17 protein-coding genes are annotated in these 19,927 nt (G+C 69.6%); 4 read left to right on the top strand and 13 right to left on the bottom strand.

What is annotated here, in order from left to right:
* Positions 1-171: 171 nt before the first annotated feature.
* Positions 172-789 carry a TetR/AcrR family transcriptional regulator gene (locus tag ABD793_RS27225; RefSeq protein WP_344864986.1) on the top strand — a complete coding sequence of 206 codons (618 nt, stop codon included), beginning with the start codon at positions 172-174 and terminating at the stop codon, positions 787-789.
* 395 nt (positions 790-1,184) lie between these two features.
* Positions 1,185-1,718 carry a chorismate mutase gene (locus tag ABD793_RS27220; RefSeq protein ID WP_344864984.1) on the top strand — a complete coding sequence of 178 codons (534 nt, stop codon included), beginning with the start codon at positions 1,185-1,187 and terminating at the stop codon, positions 1,716-1,718.
* A 265-nt stretch (positions 1,719-1,983) separates the two neighbouring features.
* Here ABD793_RS27220 and ABD793_RS27215 read toward each other — a convergent pair whose 3' ends face one another.
* The 13 genes from ABD793_RS27215 to ABD793_RS27155 all read right to left on the bottom strand — a co-directional run bounded on the left by ABD793_RS27215 (position 1,984) and on the right by ABD793_RS27155 (position 16,378).
* Positions 1,984-3,423 carry a dihydrolipoyl dehydrogenase family protein gene (locus tag ABD793_RS27215; RefSeq protein WP_344864982.1) on the bottom strand — a complete coding sequence of 480 codons (1,440 nt, stop codon included), beginning with the start codon at positions 3,421-3,423 and terminating at the stop codon, positions 1,984-1,986.
* A gap of 1 nt (position 3,424) precedes the next feature.
* The gene (locus tag ABD793_RS27210) at positions 3,425-3,985 is read right to left on the bottom strand and encodes a hypothetical protein (protein WP_344864980.1); all 561 of its coding nucleotides are present in this window, start codon (positions 3,983-3,985) and stop codon (positions 3,425-3,427) included.
* A gap of 41 nt (positions 3,986-4,026) precedes the next feature.
* Entirely contained in the window at positions 4,027-4,347 is a 321-nt protein-coding gene (locus ABD793_RS27205) for an alpha/beta fold hydrolase (protein ID WP_344864978.1), read from the bottom strand.
* A gap of 227 nt (positions 4,348-4,574) precedes the next feature.
* Positions 4,575-6,896 (bottom strand): hydantoinase B/oxoprolinase family protein, encoded by a 2,322-nt coding sequence (locus ABD793_RS27200; RefSeq protein WP_344864976.1) that lies wholly within the window; start codon positions 6,894-6,896, stop codon positions 4,575-4,577.
* Positions 6,893-9,007, bottom strand: a complete 2,115-nt coding sequence (locus ABD793_RS27195) for a hydantoinase/oxoprolinase family protein (RefSeq protein WP_344864974.1) — start codon at positions 9,005-9,007, stop codon at positions 6,893-6,895. Before ABD793_RS27195 ends, ABD793_RS27200 begins: the two co-directional genes overlap by 4 nt.
* Before the next feature lie 19 nt (positions 9,008-9,026).
* A complete protein-coding gene (locus tag ABD793_RS27190) occupies positions 9,027-10,658 on the bottom strand; it encodes an FAD-dependent monooxygenase (protein WP_344864972.1) in 1,632 nt (543 codons plus the stop codon).
* Positions 10,655-11,434 (bottom strand): alpha/beta fold hydrolase, encoded by a 780-nt coding sequence (locus ABD793_RS27185; protein ID WP_344864970.1) that lies wholly within the window; start codon positions 11,432-11,434, stop codon positions 10,655-10,657. Before ABD793_RS27185 ends, ABD793_RS27190 begins: the two co-directional genes overlap by 4 nt.
* 40 nt (positions 11,435-11,474) lie before the next feature.
* Positions 11,475-12,101, bottom strand: a complete 627-nt coding sequence (locus ABD793_RS27180) for a cysteine hydrolase family protein (RefSeq protein WP_344864968.1) — start codon at positions 12,099-12,101, stop codon at positions 11,475-11,477.
* A gap of 236 nt (positions 12,102-12,337) precedes the next feature.
* Positions 12,338-12,952: a TetR/AcrR family transcriptional regulator gene (locus ABD793_RS27175; protein ID WP_344864966.1), complete on the bottom strand. Its 615-nt coding sequence runs from the start codon at positions 12,950-12,952 to the stop codon at positions 12,338-12,340.
* Between the two features lie 214 nt (positions 12,953-13,166).
* Positions 13,167-14,045: a VOC family protein gene (locus ABD793_RS27170; protein WP_344864964.1), complete on the bottom strand. Its 879-nt coding sequence runs from the start codon at positions 14,043-14,045 to the stop codon at positions 13,167-13,169.
* Positions 14,042-14,854 (bottom strand): alpha/beta fold hydrolase, encoded by an 813-nt coding sequence (locus tag ABD793_RS27165; protein ID WP_344864962.1) that lies wholly within the window; start codon positions 14,852-14,854, stop codon positions 14,042-14,044. Before ABD793_RS27165 ends, ABD793_RS27170 begins: the two co-directional genes overlap by 4 nt.
* 130 nt (positions 14,855-14,984) lie before the next feature.
* Positions 14,985-15,632: a TetR/AcrR family transcriptional regulator gene (locus ABD793_RS27160; RefSeq protein WP_344864960.1), complete on the bottom strand. Its 648-nt coding sequence runs from the start codon at positions 15,630-15,632 to the stop codon at positions 14,985-14,987.
* Positions 15,633-16,201: 569 nt separating this feature from the next.
* On the bottom strand, positions 16,202-16,378 hold the full coding sequence (locus ABD793_RS27155; RefSeq protein ID WP_344865378.1) for a hypothetical protein: 177 nt from the start codon (positions 16,376-16,378) through the stop codon (positions 16,202-16,204).
* A 507-nt stretch (positions 16,379-16,885) separates the two neighbouring features.
* Between ABD793_RS27155 and ABD793_RS27150 the strand changes: the two genes are divergently transcribed.
* Positions 16,886-18,256: an NtaA/DmoA family FMN-dependent monooxygenase gene (locus ABD793_RS27150; protein WP_344864958.1), complete on the top strand. Its 1,371-nt coding sequence runs from the start codon at positions 16,886-16,888 to the stop codon at positions 18,254-18,256.
* The gene (locus ABD793_RS27145) at positions 18,253-19,881 is read left to right on the top strand and encodes an ABC transporter substrate-binding protein (protein ID WP_344864956.1); all 1,629 of its coding nucleotides are present in this window, start codon (positions 18,253-18,255) and stop codon (positions 19,879-19,881) included. The genes ABD793_RS27150 and ABD793_RS27145 overlap by 4 nt, the downstream gene beginning before the upstream one ends.
* Positions 19,882-19,927: the final 46 nt, after the last annotated feature.

The following is a 19,927-nucleotide window of genomic DNA, read 5'->3' as shown; positions in this document are numbered from 1 at the left end:
GTTCATCGGCCGCTCCTTCGAGGCGTCGGGATGCGCCCACGGTAGAACGACGCGGACCCGGCTGGCAACAGAATCTATAGATTTCTCCCGACCCGGTGCCGGCCGAGCCTGCTACGGTGCACTACACAGTGCAGTGCACCGTTCGGACGAGCCGGAGAACGCGGGGACAACGTGGCAGAGGCAGGCGCGGCGGCACCGTCGGCCAGGCAGAAGGTGCTGGACGCGGCGGTGGCGGTATTCCTCGAGCGTGGTTTCGAACAGTGCTCGATGGAACAGATCGCCGCGGCCGCCGGAGTCGTCCGGCGGACCGTGTTCAACCTGTTCGAGTCCAAGGAGGCGCTGTTCCGGGCCGCCGTCGAACAGGCGTGGGCGGCCATGCCGATTGCCGAGATCGGCGCGGACGAGGAGGCCTTCGCCGATCCCGTGGCCGGATTGACCCGGATGGGCCTGGCCATCAGCGACTTCTGGGCTCCGCCGGCCGCGGTGGCCATGGTGCGGCTCGTGATCGGCGAGAGCCGGCGTTTCCCGCAGCTGGCCCAGGACTACCTGTCGCTCGGCAAGCTGCCCGCGCTGAGCGCGTTGACCGGCTACCTCGGCGAGTGGGACCGGCGCGGGGAATTGTCCGTGCCCGATCCGGATCTGGCCGCCCGGCAATTCATCGGGATGATCAACGAGCCGTTGCTGTGGTTCCGCGTGCTCGGACAGCCGGGCGCCCCGGCCAGGAAACGGCGGACCCACGTCGTGCACGAAGCCGTGCACACGTTCCTGGCCCGGTACCGGCCGGGCTGAGCCATGGCACGCACGATGAGCATGTCGATGAAGTGCACCGCTGCAGTTGTTCGACGGCCGAGTCTGCGTGGGCCGGAGAACGGCGTCTTTTCTGCCGCATTGTGCGGGTGGCCCGAGCAAGGACTTCGGGCGCCAAACCGCAGGATGTCCGCCTTGGGAGCGTGTAGAATCCCGGAGCACATCCCGATCTTTGCGCGCCAGCGCCCGATATGTGTCGCAATGCCAGTTCAGTGCACTACCCGGGTACCAAGGACGGTGACCTGACCGGTCGGCCGCGAAAGGAAGACAGGCAGTTGATTTCGACTAGTACGGTGACCCGCTGTGTCGCAGTTGCCGCGCTGATGGTCGGCGCGACGACACTAGCTCTTCCCCAGGCTATGGCCGCAGGTGCGCCGATGAACGCGGAACTTTCCCCCAGCGCCACCGGAACCGGCAAGCCGCTCGGCAGGCTCGGCGCGTTGACCGGCCTCGTCATCAAGCGGCTCCTCGTCAGCGACGACGTGGCGGCGGCCAAGTTCGGTACCGACTCGCCGATCGACGACCCGGTGCGCGAGCAGCAGGTACTGGACCAGGTACGCGACCAGGCGACCGAACTCGGGCTCGATCCGGTTGCGGCGACGGCGTTCTTCCAGGACCAGATCACCGCGAGCAAGGTCGTGCAAAAGGGACTGTTCGCACGCTGGACGGCGCACCCGGACGAGGCGCCCACGACCCGTCCGGACCTCGACCAGATCCGCACCCGGCTCAACCAGCTGACCACCGACCTGCTGAACGAGCTGAAAGCCACCGTGCCGGTACGCGGCGAACCCACCATCTGCACGGTGGAACTCGCCGTGGCCGCGGGCTCGGGTGCGGTACTGGACCACCTGGATTCCCTGCACCGCCAGGCACTCCGCGGCGCCGTGCACTCCGTGTGCACCGCCCGCTGAACGGACCGACCGCCCACGACCGAATCCGTTGCCCGCGCGGTACCTCCGGACCTGACCGGAGGTACCGCTTACTGCCGAGCAGTCAGCGCGGGCACCTCATTGCTCTCCGCCGAAACACGGCGCCGCGAAGAGGCAGAATCGGCCGCCCGCGAAGAACTACCACCGCATTGCTGGAGGGGTCCCCAGCGGCGCTGCCGTTGAAGGCCGAGCGTTTTGCGGTGGCTGAAGACAACCCGCCGCGGCGCACGAGCGCTCGGCCGGACGGTCAGCGGCCGTAGGCTTCCAGCAGCCGCAGCCACACCTCGCTGACCGTGGGGAACGCCGGAACCGCGTGCCACAGCCGATCCAGCGGGACCTCCCCCACCACCGCGATCGTGGCCGCGTGCAGCAGCTCCGCGACGTCCGGGCCGGCCAGGGTGAATCCGACGATCACCGACCGGTCCTCGTCGACCACCATGCGCGCGTCGCCGCGGTATCCCTCGGCGTGCAGAGCGGATCCGGCGAGCGCACCCAGGTCGTAGTCGACCACCCGGATCCGCAGCCCGGCCGCTTCCGCCGACGCCGCGGTCAGTCCCACCGAAGCGATCTCCGGTTCGGTGAAGATCACCTGGGGCACCGCGCGTTTGTCGGCCGTCGCGACGTGCCGGCCCCACTCCCCGTCGTCGACCGCTTCGCCCTTCGCGCGCGCCACGATGACGTCCCCCACCGCGCGCGCCTGGTACTTGCCCTGGTGGGTCAGCAAAACCCGCCGGTTGACGTCCCCGGCGGCGTAGAGCCACCCGTCCCCGATCGGCGCACCGTCGTCCCCGACGACGCGCAACGTGTCGTCGACGGTGAGCCACGCACCCGGTGCCAGGCCGACGCGGTCCAGCCCGATGTCACCGGTGTTCGGCGTGCGGCCGACCGCGACCAGGAGTTCGTCGGCTTCGACCTGTTCGCCGTCGGTCAGGGTGATGTGCACCGTTCCGTCGTCGGCACGCTTCACGGAACCGGCTTCCGCGCCGAGGCGGACCGAAACAGCGGCGTCCTGCAACGACTCGATGACCAGCTCACCGACGAACGGCTCCGCCAGCGGCAGCACACCGTCCCTGGCCAGCAACGTCACCGACGCGCCCAGACTGGCGAAGGCGGTGGCCATTTCCGACGCCACCACGCCACCGCCGATGATGGCGAGCCGACCGGGAACCTCGTTCGCGGCGACTGCTTCCCGGCTGGTCCACGGTCGTGCCGCAGGCAGGCCTTCGACGTCCGGGACCAGCGCGCCGCTGCCGGTCGCGACAACGACCGCGTGCCGTGCGGTCAGCGAAGTGCGGACGCCGTCCTCACCGGTCACCTCGACGACCCGGTCGGCAGCGATCCGGCCCTGTCCGCGGTAGAGCGGGATGCCGGCCTGTGCGAGCCAGGAAACCTGACCGTCGTCCCTCCAGTCCGAGGCGAAGGAGTCGCGACGGCGGAGCACCGCCGCCACGTCCAGGTTGCCGGTCACCGCCTCACGGGCGCCGGGCACCCGCCGTGCCGCCCGCAGAACCGCTTCGCTGCGCAACAACGCCTTCGTCGGCATGCAGGCCCAGTAGGAACACTCGCCCCCGACCAGTTCCCGTTCGACGATCGCGGCGCTCAGCCCGCCCTGCACCACCCGGTCGGCGATGTTCTCCCCGACCGGTCCGGCGCCGATGACGACGACGTCGTGGGTAGCTGTGTCCATGTCAGCGCGCCTTGGCCGCGCTGCCGAGGCGCAGCGCCGAGATGAGGAAGAAGATCCCGCCGAGCACCGCGTACCCGGCCACGTTGGTCAGCGACGGGTCCGGCGCGGAGGCCCCCAGGATGAAATTCGCCCCGGCCAGCACCGAAATACCGCCGCTGAGGATCATCGCCCACTGGCCGCCCATCGTGCGGCGGGTGAGTGCCACGATCAGCTGGACGAGACCGGCCACGATCGCCCAGGCGCCCCACACCCGCAGCACTCCCGGAATTCCGGAGGCACACGCAATACCGAGGCCGATGGCGGCGATCAGGCTGATCGCCATGTTCACGTACAGCCCGCGGGCCGATCCGGTGGACCGCGACGAACGTGCGTCGACGATCGCCGCCGCCACGTCGAACAGCGGGTACACCACGACCAGGACGACGCCGGCCGGGCCGAGTCCCGATTTGGTGGTGACGAACACCAGGGCCGCCCAGACGATGGCGAAGGCGAACCGGACGAAGTACAACCGGCGCAGTGCCGGCGCGATCCCGCCGACGGCGGGTGAGTCCACAGTGGTCATGACGATCCTTTCAAAGGTTCTGGTTACGGGAAAACTGCGCTTCAGCGAGTGCCGTGGTCGGCTTCCTGGGTCAGGTGCGCGGCCGCGCCGGGCCGGCTCACCAACACCGCGACGGTCTCCGGGCAGAGGCCGTCGGTGAACCTCGCGCGGAACACGTCCGGTGCCAGGTACCGGTCGACGCCCGTCGTCCCGTCCACCGCCGCCGTCGGGACCTCTCGTGTCGGGGCGGGCAGCGCGACGAAGGTCTCCCCGGTGTCCAGGACCAGTGCGGCCAGGTACACCACGGCTTTGACGTCGGGATCACTGGCCGCGGCGTTGGTGATCACCGCACCGCCGTGGGAATGCCCGACCAAGACGACCACACCATCTCTCCTGCGCCCTTAGAAAGACCGAACGTTCTCTCTCGTTCAGCATGGCGGATCGTCCGCGCAGTGTCAAGACCGAACGTTCTACCTTCTCCGGTCGGGTTCATGCCGTCCGGCGAATCCGGGCCCTGGCCGTCCGACGCGCGGTCCCGGTTGCTCGACCCGGCCCGGAACCTCTTCCACGCGAACGGGATCGACGTCGGTGGCCTGTTCGATCCGGCTCCTCAGGCCCAGTTCCGGTAGTCGTCGTCCGGCAGCGGGTGCCCGACCGGGACCACGCGCGAGTTGACCGCGGTCAGGCACCCAGGGCAGCACAACTGCCGGAAGACGACTTCGGCGTCGACGTACTCCAGCGGATCGTGCCAGATGTGCGGGCCGGCTTCGCTCGGTGCGGATTCGCGGCGAGCCAGTGCCTCGGTGAACGCACCGCCGGCCAGCGGCCCGATCTCCGTGCCACAGTGGACACATACGACCGTGGCGCCGTCCGGCGATTCCCGGACGGCGAGGTTGTCGTCGAGCCGGCGCAGCTCCGCCAGGTCCGGCGTGCCGATCGGGATGAGCCGCGTACCGGAAAGGCCGGCGCCGGCCGCACGCCGGAGCCGCAGTTTCTCCCTGGTCCCTTCGGTCGCGATCAGGTCCACCTCGCCGGCCCGGAGCACGACGCCGTAGACCTCCCGTGCAGCCTCGGCCGAGACCCGGGCCTGCCGGACGTCGTCGGACACGTCCCCGGCCGGGCGCAGCAGCGGATCGCCGTACCCGCCGCCTGCTTGCCAGTGCAGGTAAAGCGCGTCACCGGGCCCGAAATCCGACTCCCCCTCGCACGGGAGCACCTCGATTTCGCCACCCAGCTCGGCCAGGTCGGCGGGGATGGCGGCCGCCTGGGCGAGCCGGGGCCGCTCGACCCCGCGCACCACGAGATCGAGCTGGGAGTTGCCGGGATAACCGCCGGCCAGCCCGACGTTCTGGTTCGCCACCTTGCCGGTTCCGGAAACCACCAGTGACAGCACGCAGTTCTGGTCCGGGTGCGGCAGGTAGCAGACCGAGCCGCTCATCCCGCCGCGCTGCCTGCCCGGTCCGCCGGAGTCGGTCTGCTCGCGGCGCCACAGCGCCACGAGCGGGTACAGGTACTCGGTCATCTCGACATCCGGTGCCCGCGCGGCGGGAATGATCAGCCGTCCGCCGGTGTCGACGCCGTCGTGGTACACCTGGGCACCGTATCCGCCTGCCATGACGTCGAAAATCGGTGACACGAAGCCCTTCTCGCCGCCGCCGCGTTCGTCCACACCGGACACCACGCAGAGGTCGGTGGTGCCGTTGCAGATCGACTGCACATCGCTGCGGTGACCGGGCTCGGCGTCCAGCATCTTCGCGAGCACCTCGGCGACGAGGTTGCCCGATCCCCACGCCGGCCCGAACGGTCCCTTGCCGACCGCCGCGGGAAAGGACGCGTTGGTGATGGTGTCCTCGTCGGTGATGATCTCGAAACAGCGCATCAGCCCGCCTGCCGCCCACGGGATGTCCCCGGCCAGCAAGGGCAGCATGGTGAAGACGATCCCGGCCCGCAGTCCGGGGTACGGGCAGTTGATGATGCCGGTCTGCCCGGCGGTTCCGCGGAAGTCGAACACGAGCCGGTCGGCTTCTTTGGTCATTGCCACCTTGATCGCGTGCAGGCCGCGGTCCCCGGTCCGGGACTGTTCCTGGTAACCCACGGCGGTCCAGGTTCCCTCGGGCAGTGTCGCGAGCTTCGCCCGCAGCCTGCGTTCCGCGTCGTCCATCATTCGCCGCATCACGATCTTGACGGTGTCCGCGCCGTACTTGGTGATCAGCCGGAGGATCTGCTCGGCGGCGTTCTTGTTGGCCGCGATCTTGGCCCGCAGGTCGAGGCCGACCAGGTGCGGGAGCCGGGATCGCCGGACCCAGGCGTCGGCGACGTCGCGCTGCAGCACCCCGTCCCGGACGACCTTGATCGGCGGGGTCGGCAGTGCCTCGCCGAACACATCCGATGCCGACGGGCTGAACGAACCCGGTCGCGGACCGCCGAGGTCGACCTGGTGCGCGATCGCCGTGGTCCAGCCGAACAGCTTGCCCTCGTGGAAGATCGGCGCGAGGATCGCGGCGTCGTTCTGGTGCAGCCCGCCGCCGATCCACGGGTCGTTGCACAGGAACATGTCCCCGTCGGCGATGCCGGGGTTGTCGCTGCGATGGCGCAGCGTCCAGGTGATCGCCAGGTCCATCGAGCCGATCAGGCCGATGTTGTAGCTGCCGACCTGGACCTGCTCGCCGAGCTCGTCGCAGACGGAGAAGTTGAAGTCGTTGGACTCGGTGACCACGTGCGAGCCCGACATCCGCCGCAGCGTCTCCCCCATCTCCTGGGTGATCGCCCACAGCCGGTGCCGCACGACCTCGTAGGTCAGCGCGTCGACCCGGCCGTCCCGCTCGGCGTCGACCCGGTGCAACGGCAGTGCAGGCGAGATCTGCCGCAGCAGTTCCGCGCGGGGCATCGGCCTGCTGGTGAACTCGTCCGCACCGGGGATCCTGGCGGTCATGGCCGTCCCTCCCGGTAGCTCAGCACGAGATTGCCGAGGCGATCGACGCGGCCGGTGACCCCCGCGGGGACCACGACCACCGTGGTCGGCACCTCGACGATCGCGGGCCCGGTGAGCTCGTGGCCCGCGCGCAGCCGGGCGTAGTCGTAAACGGGGGTGGGCACGAAACCCAGCTGCGAGTCGAGGCAGACGGAACGTTCGCCGAGCAGCGCCGCCGCGGGGTCCGGGCCGTCGGCCTCCGGTACTTCCGGCAGCACCACCGGGAACCCGAGACCGGCCTTGGCCCGCACGCGGTAGGTGATCGCCTGGACGCCGGCCTCGCGGTAGCCGGCGCCGCTGCCGTTGATGCGTTCGTACTGTTCCTCGAAGCGTTCGAGGATCTCGTGGCCGGTGTGCTCGGTGAACTTCGTGTCCGGGACCGCCGTCGCCAGCTCCGTGACCTGCATCGAATACCGCAGGTCGACCTCGCGCTGCAGGGTCACGTCGCGGAACTTCACCTGCTGCCGGTCGAGCGCCCGCTGCAGATCGGCCTCGAGCCGGGCGTAGTGGGACTCCAGCGTCGCCTTGCCGACCGGGAAGGCGGAGGGATCGGACAGCTCCGCACTGAGCACGACGTCCGAGGCCGCGAGCCCGTAGGCGGAGAAGGCGGACGCGACCGGACCGAGCGGCACGACGACCTCGCTCACCCCGAGGTCCTGGCAGTAGCCGGCGCAGTGCGCGGGCCCGGCACCGCCGAAGGCGTACACGACGAAATCGCGGGGGTCGTACCCGGCCTGCACGACGGCCCGGCGCAGCAGGTCGCCCGCCTGCGCGTTCTGCACCTCGTGGATGGCGATCGCAGCTTCCTCGACCGCGAGCCCCAGCGGCTGCGCCACGTGCTCGTGGATGGCCTGGCGCGCCAGGTCCGGCCGCAGCGGTTTCCGGCCGCCGAGCAGCCCGCGCTCGCTCAGGATGCCGAGCACCAGGTTGGCGTCGGTGTTCGTGGGCCGGGTGCCGCCGTTGCCGTAGCACGCGGGGCCGGGGACCGCCTCGGCGCTGCGCGGACCGAGCCGCAGATTCCCGCCGGCGTCCACAGTGGCCAGTGCGCCGCCGCCGGAACCGATGGTGTGCACCCGGATGGTCGCCGCGTTGATCGGGAACTGGTTCACGACGGAGCCCGGCGCCATCACCGGCTCCCGGTCCACGATCAACCCGGCCAGGAAGGTCGTGCCGCCGACGTCGGTGGTGATCACGTTGCGGTGCCCGAGCTGCTCGGCAAGGCGCATCCCGCCGATGACGCCGCCGGAGAGCACCGAACCGACGGTGGTGATGGCGTGCTCGGGAGCCTTCTCGGCGGTGATCGTGCCGCCCTCGCTCTGCATGACCAGCAAGGGGCCGGTGAGCCCGCCCTCTTCCAGCTGCTTCTGCAGCGGGAGCAGGTAGGTCCGCAGCTTCGGGCCCACCTGTGCGTTCATGATCGTGGTGGACGTCCGCGCGAACTCCCGGATGCGCGGGCTCACCTCCGAGGACAGCGTGACGTACAGGTCCGGGGCGATCTCCTGGATCAGCTCACGGATCCGCCGTTCGTGTGCGCCGTTCTTGAACGACCACAACAGACACACCGCGATCGCCTCGACGCCCTGGTCCACCAGCGACCGGGTGACCCGGCGGACCTCGTCCTCGTCGAGCGGCACCAGCACCCGGCCCGCGTAGTCGATCCGCTCGGTGACCTCCAGCGCACGGCTCTTCGGGATCAGCGCCGCGGGCTTGCGCTGCCGCAGCGTGTCCTGGACCTCGTGTGCCGATTTGCCGAGGGTACGGCCCTCGGCGTTCATGATGTAGATCGCGTCCCGGTGCCCCTTGGTGGCGATGAGCCCGACCTCGGCCACCGATCCCTGGACGAGGGCATTGATCGACGCCGTCGTGCCGTGCGCGATGTAGTCGGTCTGCGACAGCAGCTCGCCGACGCCGACGTCCAGCTCGCCCGCGAGGTCCTCGATCGCGCGCAGGACGCCGATCTCACGGTTCGGCGGGGTCGTCGGCGTCTTGGCGGAGACCATCCGGCCCGCCCCGTCGGAGGCGACGGCGTCGGTGAAGGTGCCTCCGACGTCGATGCCCAGTGCGTATGGCATGTGCTTCTCCTGATCCTCGCTACCGCTGAGGGGCGGCGACCCGCCCGGTGACTGTCCGCAGGAGCTCGCCGGGACGGGCGTCCGCCCCGCCCAGCCAGGCGACGTGCTGGTCCGGGCGCACGAGCAGGAGCGGGGCGGGATACCGGCCGCCGCAGTCCCCCGGCAGATCGACCGTGACGAGGGGGATGCCCAGCTCGCCCGCGGCCTCGGCCCACTGCCGGACCTCGACGGTGCGGTCGGTGCGCAGCAGGGTGAAGCCGGGCCCGAGCACGTCGAGCACCGGCGTGGCGTCGTCGAGCCACACGTGCGGCAGCCGGAAACCCGCCTGCGCCCGGTCCCGGTAATCACCCATGCTGACCTCCGCCTGAGCCTCGCCCCCGACCACCAGCGGCGAACTCGCGTAGTGGTAGCCGAAGCTGAACCCGTCCGGCGAATACCGGTGCGGCTCCGTCACCGCCAGCCGGCCGGCGAGCTCGGCACGGGCACGCGCACCCTCCGGGCCGGGCAGGTGGATGTCCGGCGAAACCTCCGCGAGGGACGCTTTCGCCGCCGAGCCGACCGCACTGGCGAACTGCTCGCCCACCGGCTTGCGCTCCTGCTCGTACGCGGCCAGCAGTTCCGGTGGCGCCCATCCCCGGCAGACCGCCGCGAGCATCCATCCCAACGTCGCCGCGTCCTGGATCCCTGCGTTCATCCCGAATCCGCCGACCGGGATCCAGAGGTGCGCGGCGTCACCCGCCAGGAACACCCGGCCCTCCTGGTACCGCTCGGCGACCAGCCTGCGTCCGGTCCACCGCACCACGCCGAGGACCTCGTGCCCGACCTCCCCGCCCACGGCCTCCCGCAGGAGCCGTTCGGGGTCCTCGCCCTCGGTATCGTGGCCGGGGGCGAAAGCAACGTGGTTGAGCCACAGTTCCTCGCCGTCGATGGCGATCAGGGAGGCCTGCCCGCGCCCGTAGGTCCAGTACGTCCAGGCCCGGTCGCGCGCGGCGAGCCGCCCGATCTCCGCCGAGCGGACGAAGGTCGAGACGAACTTCCGGATCGCGTCGACACCCTGGTAATGCAACCCCAGCCTGCGGCGGACCTCGCTGTGCGGACCGTCGCAGCCGACCAGGTAGGCGCAGTGCAGGACCCGGGTGGTGCCGCCGGTCTGCACGACCGCTTCGACGTGATCCTCGTCCTGGCGCAGATCGACCAGCCGGGCGCCGCGCTCGAGCGTCAGCCCGGGGAGGCTTCGCGCGTGCCGCTCCAGGATCGGTTCCAGGAACAGCTGCGAGATCCGGTGCTGCGGCTCCGGGGTCGGCCAGCCCGCCCGGCCGGCACCGGCCAGCACCTCCTCGGCCGAGGGCAGATCGATGCGGAAGATCTCCTCGCCCCGCAGGGTCGTGCGGTACTGGACGGACGACGGGTAGTCCGCGGGCAGGCCGGAGCGCCGGATGTCGCCGGCCAGCCCCAGCCGCCGGAAGATTTCCATCGACCGGGCGGAAGTGGTGTTGCACCGGGGATTGACCGGACGCTGCTCGGCCGCCTCCACGACGTGGCATGCGAGGCCGCGCCGGGCGAGGTCGATCGCGAGGGTCAGTCCGGTCGGACCGGCGCCGACCACCAGGACGTCGATGCGGTCTCCGGCGCTGCCGGGTTGCGGTGTCATGCGCTCAGGAACTCCCCTGCCAGACGGCAGAACTCCGCCGGACGGTCGACGTGGATCCAGTGCCCGGCCCCGGCCACCACTTCGAGCCGGCCGCGGGGCAATGTGGCAGCGAGCCGCTCGGAAACCTCGACCGGGGAAACCCGGTCGCGCTCCCCGTGCAGGACCAGGACCGGAGTGCCGATCCCGGCCGGATCGACGTTCGGCGGCCCGTCGGCGAACATCGAGCGGAAGGCGCTCTCGGCGCCGGAACGCAACGCCTGCTCCAGCCGGAGACCGGCGAGGTCGTCGAGCAGTTCACCGTGCACACCCTCGTCCGCGACCAGCCGGGCGAGGGTGGCACGCATGGACTCCTTCGTCGGCTCGTCGTAGAACGGGACGGCCCGGGGCAGCGGCCCGGTACCCGCGCCACCCATGACGACCGCGCGCCCGATCCGTTCGGGTGCGGTGGCCATCAGGGCCAGCGCTGCTGCTCCCCCGGCTGCGGAGTTCCCGACGAGGTGCACGCGTTCCAGGTGATGACGATCGAGCAGTGCCAGGATCTGCCGTGCGCGGGCGCGAGCCCAACCGCCCGGACCGCGAAGTCCGGCAGTCCCCTGTCCGGTGATCTGCGTACCGAAGCCGAGCAGGTCAGGGGCCAGGCAGCGGAAACCGGCGGAAAGCCGGGAACGCACCGCCGCCCAGTTGCTCGCGGCATCGACACCCGGCCCGCCCCCGTGCAGCAGCACGAGAACGGGGCCGGTGCCGGTCGGCACGACCTCGTCCGATGTGGCCGACACGGGCAGCCTCCTCGATGGGGCAGAACGGTGCCGCCGAAGTTCACGGCAGCCGGGAAACGAATTCGTCCGTGGTGATCAGCGGTGACGACGTCAGTGACAGCACCCGCAGCGCAGCCAGGTGCATTTCCCCGGCAGGCATCGGGCCTGCCCCCAGGTCCGGGTAGTCGCACGAGGCACAGGCGTCGGATACCACCAGGGAACGGAATCCGCGTTCCAGTGCCCCGCGCGCTGTTCCGAGCACACAGCATTCGGTCGTCATCCCGGTCAGTACCACCGTCTCCACCCCGAGGCCACGCAGGATGATCTCCAGATCGGTGGCGTAGAAGGAGTTGTAGCGGTGCTTCTTGATCACCGGCTCGGCCGGCCGCGGCGCCAGCTCGCGGTGGATCTCCCCGCCCCGCTCGCCGTCGACCAGCGCCGCACCCGCCGCGACCGGCGGATACAGTTCGCGGTGGCCGCCCTGGTCGGCTCCGCCGGGACGGTGCACATGCGCGGCGTAGACGACCGTCATTCCCCTGCCGCGGGCGGCATCGAGCACCTTCTGGATGGCGGGAATCACCCGCCGTCCCTCCGGGAATTCCAGCGGTGCGCCCTCCTCCACGAAGTCGTTCTGCATGTCGATGACGAGCACCGCGGTCCGGTCCACATCGATCAACGAACTGCTCACCTGAACCTCCCTGACCCGGATCGGCGGGGTGTGCGCACGAGGCGGCCGGGGTGGCACCGCAACGCGTGTCCGGCGCCGGGCACGCCGGCAACTCTGTATGTAACGCTCACTCTACAATGTGCGGCACGCCTTGGCCAGCGAAACTCGCTCCGCACGACGCAGGAACGCCGGAGCTGCACCGCAATGGGGTTTTCCGTGCCCGGCAGGGCACGAGATCGAGATGCCGTCCGGAACGCTCAGGCGGATCCGGCCGCAGCCTTCCGGGACGTGCTGCCGAGGCGGTGTTCCAGGATTCCTTCGACCCCCTGGAGGAACGTGTCGCAGACCTCCACCGGATCGGACAGGCAGCCCGCGGCCATCGCACCGTCCCGCAGCATGACGAAGTGCCTGCCGGCGAGTTCGGGCGGAGTCTCCCCGATCTGTGCGAACAAGTCCGTGATGGTGCCGAGGAACCATTCGCGGTGCGCGAGCACGGCCTTGTGCACGGGGTGCTCGGGGTCCGGGTACTCCGCGGCGGCATTGAGGAACGCGCAGCCGCGGAACACCGCCGACTGGATGCCCGCGGCGATCGATCCGGCGATCGCCCGCACGATGTCGGGCACCGGCTTGCCGCTGCCGAGAGCTTCGCCGACCTGGGCGCGATCGGCCTGGCCGACCGCCTGCAGGTAGGCCACGACGAGTTCGTCCTTGCTGGGGAAATGCCGGTACAACGTCGCGCGGGTCACCTTCGCCTCCGCGACGATCCGATCGATCCCCACGGAGTGCAGGCCCTCCGCGTAGAAGATCCGGGTCGCCGTTTCGAGCAGCCGTGACCGCGCTTCAGAGACCTGGCCTCGAGCATTGCGCACCATCCTGGCCAGTGTAGCAGATAGAACGTTCAGTCTGGCCGGCGAGCGCGACCGGGTCGGCAGGCGCGCCGGCCTTCGTCCAGGACCGACCGGCTCGGCGCCGATGACCGACGTCGCCTCGGGCGAACACAGGTACACCAGCACAGGTACGACACTGCACCGGCGTCCCCGTCCGGTTCGATCGGCCGGGGCAGGAACGCGAGCTGCTCGATGCCCGTCACGATTTCGGGGAGGCGAAGGGATTGGCGTCGGCGTGGTGGTGTCCCCAGACATCCGGCACCCCGAAGTCGTGCGGCATCCAGTCCGGCCCCACCTCGATACCGCCGCATCCGATTTCCAGGTGGAATCCGCTCGGATTGCGAACGTAGAACGAGATGGCCTTGTCGTTCATGTGCCTTCCGAGGCTGATCGAAATCGGTGCGCCGGTGGCCTTGGCCCGGTCGTAGGCCCGTCCGACGTCGTCGATCGAGGCGTGCTCGAGCTCGAGGTGGTGAATCGAGGGCTCCGGCGCACTCGCGAGCGCGATGCTGTGGTGGGAGGAGTTGCAGCGGAAGAAGAACAGGCCGGGGGCACGGTAGTCGGTCAGCTTGAACTCGAGCACCGACTCGTAGAGCTCGCGGAGTTCGGCCACCTTCGGGCCGGCCAGGACGAGGTGGCCGAGGCCGGTGGCGCCGGGATACCCGCCGGCGGGGCGCGCGACGCCGGTGCGGACCTTGGCTTCACCAACCGCCAGCTCCACGCGGAAGCCGACCGGGTCGGTGAACCAGCGCAGGTGCGTGGCGCCACGGAGTTCCTTCTCCTCCGCGGTCGCTTGCGCGACGGTGCAGCCGGCATCCGTTAGCCGTCGGGTGAGCCGGTCCAGTTCATCCGGCGAATCGACGATCCAGCCCACCGCACGCGGTGTGTCCACTGTGGACGGGTGAACCGCCAGCCGGTACTTGAACTCGTCGAGCTCCGCCAGGACGACCTCGGCGCTGCCGGACTTCGCGTGCGTGACGCCGATTCCCAGCGTTCGCCCCAGCAGATCGATCCACGCCTCGACATCGGTGACGTTCAGTCCGACGTAACCCAGTTTCCGGATACCCACGCTGATCATCCCTCCGATGCGGCGGCTGCGCCGCCTTGCAGGAACTCGCGGACGATGTGGTTGAACTCGGGCGCCCGCTCGTACTGGACCCAGTGCCGGCAGTGCGGCAGCACGCGCAACTCCGCGTGCGGGATGCCGGCGAGGATCTTCGGCGCCCAGGTGAGCGGAACGGTCTGATCCTCGCGCCCCCACACGAGCAGTGTCGGCGCCCCGACTAGGCCCAGGTCCGGCGTCAGGTCACCGAAATTCGGCGGAATCGGCAACTCCGGGTGCACCCTGAGGCTGGCTTCGTACCGCTCCTCGATCAGTGCCTCGGTCGCCAGTGCCTCGTCGAAGACCATCAGGCGGACGAACTCGGCCATCGCCTCGCGCGCGGGCTTTTCCGCGGCCATGTAAGCGAAGAGACGCTCGAGCCCCACCGGCCACGGCGGCGCGTCCGTCGGCAGCACGCCACCCGGCGCCATGAGGACGAGCCGATCCACCCGTTCCGGATACTGCATCGCGATCCGCATCGCCACGCCGCCGCCGTAGGAGTTGCCGACCAGATGGGCGCGTTCGATGCCGAGTGCCCCCATCGCGCGCACCACCCGTTCGGCCGCGTGGAAGGTCAGCGGCTCGTCCGTGGCGGGGCGCGGCGAACGGCCCCAGCCCGGCAGATCGACCACGATGTTGCGGTAGTCCCGGAAAGCGGCCAGGTTTCCGCCGAAGTTGCTCATCCCCGTCGCGCCCGGTCCGGAACCGTGCAGCCAGACGACCGGACTGCCCGTGCCGACCTCGGTGTAGACCAGCTGCGCGTCCCCGACATCCACCGAGCTCATCACCCGACCTCCTTCTGTATGTAACGCTCACTATACAGATGGATGCCGGTCGCTCAAGGTTCGATGCTCGAGAGGATCCGGGTGGTCCCGAGATATCCGGGGACTCACCGCAGCCAGCGCCGGACGGCGTTCACCGCTTCTTCCGCTTTGCCCCCTGGCCGCGCTGCTCCGCCAGACCGCGGACCAGTGCGACGAACGGCGCGACCTGCGAACTGTAGGTCAGACCGTCGAGGCTGTTGGTCGCCGACAACCCATCCGTGAGCGCTCGGCCGAGCACGGCCAGCTGGCCCACCAGGGTCTCGTCGGCCTTGCCGCCGTGCGGCGCGAAGATCGGCGTGAGCGCTTCCACCCAGGAAGCGTGCGAGTAGTCGCGAATACGGCGCACGGTCTCCCGCACCGTCGCGGAGTCCTTCTGCGGACCCACGCTGATCACCAGCAACAGACGAAGGTAATCGGGTCGCTCGTCAAGGGAACGGCACGCCGCGGTGAACCACGCTTCGAGCCGTTCGAGCGGCGCGAGATCGTCGAACGACGACGGGTTCGGGAACAGCGCGTGCAACTCCTCGAAAGTGCGTTCGAGCAATGCCGCCAGTACGCCGAGCTTGTTGCCGAAGTGATAGTAGATCGAGCTGGGCGGAAACCCGGCCTGCGCACACAAATCCGAGACGGCCATGCCGTCGTACCCCTTTTCGGCGATCAGGGTGCGCGCCGCGTGCAGAATGACCTCACGGCTGCTCTCGCCGACCGCAGCCGGTGCAGAGCGGGATCCCCTCACCATGCAGCCATGATAGGTGCGGCTCGTCGCCACCGCCCCGGCAGGGCGATCCGGCAGCGCGGTCCGGCAGGGCCCACGACGGGATCGGCCCGGCCACCGGCATCAGGCGACGGTCACCCGGATCGTGCCGCGCGTGACGTTCAAGTACGGGCAGCTCGCGTGCGCGTCGGCGAGGAGCTGGGCGACGCCGGATAGTTCGACGTGCACGGCAGTACTACTCAAAGTGCATCCGCCTTCCGGCGTCCGTTGGTCGCGCCACGGGGCCGCCCTTCTCCTCGGGAACGGCGAGGGAGAGGTCGAGCGGGCCGTCGTCGGACCTGGCTTGCCCTTCCACCCTGTCGTCTCCGGCGGAGCCGGCGACACCGAGGGACAGCGGCTTGTTCACCGCGACCGTCTCCCTTCTCGCGCGGCACAGGCGAGCCGACGACGCAAGACCGAACGTTCTTCTCTGCGCATCGCTGGCAGCTCTCTCCCGAGAATGCCGACGATGATGATCGAAGCGCTCGACCGGCCGAGTGTGCCGTCGGCGTCCGCGGCGCTGTCTTCGCCGATTCACTGCACACAGGGAAACGTCAGCGGTGCAAAGCCCTCCGGCGGACCGCGCCGATCGCCGCGGTTCCCACGAAGAGGACGATTCCGATGATTGCCAGCCACAGCAATCCTTTGACGGCGAATCCGATGATCGCCAGGATCACCCAGACGACGAGCGCGACGATCAGCACAACGACCATGACGGCCTCCGGTTCCACAGTTCGAGGGAGTTCTTCGCGCAGCCGGGCATCCGGCGATCGGCACCGCGTCTGCGGCCACGAACGGAGGAGTTACCGGCCGGCTCGATCAGTGCGACGCTGGTGGGCAGGCCACGAACCGCATTCAGGTCCGAGCTGTCCCCGATCGCTGTACCGCAGGGGCTCGCGAGTCTGTGCAGCTTCCGGGCGCCGTGCTCGGCGGCTACGGAGAAGGAATCTCCCATGCAGACCTCCAGGCGCGTCTTCGCGAGACATCACCGAGGTCCGGGGTGATCTGGCACAACATCCGGCACCAGCCTACACGCACCACGAGGCGAATCCCATCCTCGGCACCCGAGGGGCATCCGGCCCCGTCGGGCGCGGATCGAAGACCACGCGCCGGCCGGACTCCCATCTGCTGGAACGAAGTCCGTTGTTCGGGTGCTGGTCCCACTCGCTGGGCGTCGTGGACTTTCCCTTCCCCGCTCCTAGGGTGAACGCGCCGACGATCGACGGAGGACACGCGGAATGTCGAAAGTGCTGCAGTTCAACGGGTTCGAGATGAACACCCCGAGTCACATCAATCACGGCCTGTGGGTGCACCCGGGAAACCGGCGGCACGAGTACACCGATCTCGGGTACTGGCTGGACACCGCCCGGCTGCTGGAGCGCGGACTGTTCGACGCGCTGTTCCTCGCCGACGTGGTCGGCACCTACCACGTCTACGAGGGCGGCCGGGCACCCGCGATCGAACGCGGGATCCAGTCGCCCAACAACGATCCGTTCCTGGTGGTCCCGGCGATGGCCGCGGTGACCGAACACCTCGGTTTCGCGGTGACCTTCACCACCACCTACGAGCCGCCGTTCGGCAACGCACGGCGGTTTTCCACTTTGGACCACCTCACCAAGGGCCGCGTCGCGTGGAACATAGTCACCGGTTACCTGCCGGACGCCGCTCGCAACTACGGGCTGTCCGAACAGGTCCGCCACGACGACCGTTACGACCTCGCCGAAGAGTTCCTCGAGGTGTCCTACAAACTGTGGGAAGGATCATGGGAGGACGACGCGGTGGTCCGCGACCGCGCGCTCCGCCGCTACAGCGATCCGGCGAAGGTGCACGAGATCTCCCACCGGGGCAAGTACTTCTCGGTCGACGGCCCGCACCTGTCGGAACCCTCCCCGCAGCGCACGCCGGTGTTGTACCAGGCCGGTTCCTCCGACCGCGGGCGGGCCTTCGCGGCCCGGCACGCCGAGGCGATCTTCCTCGGCGCCCGCACCGAGGAAGAGGCACGCACCATCATCCGCTCGGTCCGCGACCTGGCCGAGGAGAACGGCCGCGGGGCCGATGCGGTCCGGTTCTTCGCCGGGCTCAACGTGATCGTCGGCGAGACCGACGCCGACGCTCGCCGCAAGCTGGAACAGATCCTGCGCTACCGCGACACCATCGGCTACCTCGTCCACTTCGGCGGCAGCAGCGGGATCGACCTCGCCGCACTCGGCGCCGAGGAGTACATCGAGTTCAAGGCGCGCGGGCACATCGAATCGGCCGAACGGTCCTTCTCCGACCGGCGCGTCCGCGAGATCGTGGACCACTTCGACGATCCGTTCCACGACCCGTTCTTCGTCGTCGGCTCGGCCGGCCGGGTCGCCGACCGGATCGAGGAGCTCGCCGACACCACCGGCGTGGACGGGTTCAACCTGGTGCAGTACCTGTCCCCCGGCACGTTCGAGGATTTCATCGGCCTGGTCGTGCCGGAACTGCAGCGCCGCGGCCGCTACCGCACCCGGTACGGCGCCGGCGAAACGCTGCGCGAACGGCTGCACGGCGCAGGTGCCCGGCTGCCCGAGGCCCACCCGGCCGCAGTGCACCGGCACGCCGTCGCCGGGGTGCCGCGATGAGACGGCTGCTCCTGGTGGCACTGTCGGCGGTCCTGCTCACCTCGTGCGCGGCAAGGGAAACCACCACCGCGCGTGGTGCGGGCCCGGTGCGCGGCGGATCGATCACCTACGCGGCCGACCGCGAGCCGACCTGCCTCGACCCGCACAACAACGGCGACATGCCCCAGACCTACGTCGCCAGGCAGTACCTCGACTCGCTCGTGTCCGAGGAAAAGGGCGGCAAGATCGTGCCGTGGCTCGCATCCGGCTGGACCATCTCCCCGGACGGGCGCACCTACGATTTCCGGCTGAAGCCGGGCGTCCGGTTCACCGACGGCACACCACTCGACGCCGCCGCGGTGGTGGCGAACTTCGACCAGATCCTCGACCCGAAGACGCAGTCCTCCACCGACCTGCTGTACCTCAAGTCCTATTACGACAAGGCGACCGCGCTCTCGTCCGAGGTCGTGCGGATCAGTCTCAAACGGCCGTACTCGCCGTTGCTGAGCGCACTGTCGCAGGCGTTCTTCGGCATCGAGTCGCCACGGGCGATGGCCCGCGGACTGCAGCAGAACTGCGAATCCCCGGTCGGCACCGGCCCGTTCAAGGTGGTGAAGTGGCACCACGAGCGCGACGTCGAGCTGGTGCGCAACGACGCTTACCATTCGGCGCCCGCGAACGCCAAGCACCAGGGGCCGGCCTACCTGGAGCACGTGACGTGGAAGTTCCTGAAGGACAACACCACCCGCTACGGTGCGCTGGCCTCGGGTGAGGCCGACGTGATCTTCAACGTTCCCCCGGAGGACGAACAGACCGCGAAAGCGGACCCGTCGATCACGCTCCAGTCCTTTGTGCACTCGGGGTCCCCGTTCAGCCTCGACCTGAACGCGGCCAGCCCGATCTTCGCCGACCAGCGCGTCCGCCAGGCGTTCATCCACGCCTCCGACGCGAAGGAGGCGGTGCAGAGCGCCTACGCCGGGGTGTTCCCCTACGAGGGCAACAACATCAGCAGCGGAACACCGTTCTACGACCCCCGCTACCACGAGCCCTTCCCCTACGATCCGGCCGCCGCCGCGCGGCTGCTGGACGAGGCGGGCTGGACCGGTCGCGACGCGGAGGGCTACCGGACCAAGAACGGCCGCCCGCTCACCGTCCGGCTGCCCTACAAGGGCGACGGCGCCGAGACTCCCCCGGCGGACGTGACCCTGCTGGAGGACATCCAGGCGATGGAACGCAAAGCGGGCATCAAGGTCGAACTGCAGGCGCTCGACTCGGCGAGCGCAGACGCGGTCTGGGGCGACGCGAAGGCGTACGAACTCCTCGGCAACTATTGGAACAGCCCCACCCCGGCGGTGATGTACATCAAGTTCTCCAAGGCGACGCTCGACGTCGCCAACGGCCAGAACACCGCGTTCGCCTGGGATCCCGAGCTCGACGACACGCTCTTGCGCGCCGCGGCCACCACCGATCCGGCACAGCAGAAGCAGCTGTACTCGAGCGCCCAGCACCTGCTCACCGCCAAGGCGTGGAGCCTGCCGCTCTACCCGATCCAGACCCGGCTCGCGGTGTCCGACCGGCTGCACGACGTCTGGATCGAGGTCTCCGAGGGCGAACCCGTCCTGTCCGACGCCTACCTCACCTCCTGATCCGTCCCTGATCCCGCTGATACCCCACCGATCCCCGCGGAGCGTC

This window comes from Amycolatopsis ultiminotia (genome assembly GCF_039536925.1).
In the GTDB taxonomy this organism is placed as follows: domain Bacteria; phylum Actinomycetota; class Actinomycetes; order Mycobacteriales; family Pseudonocardiaceae; genus Amycolatopsis; species Amycolatopsis ultiminotia.
The sequence above is the reverse complement of the archived record's forward strand: the minus strand, read 5'-3'. Positions and strand labels throughout refer to the sequence as shown.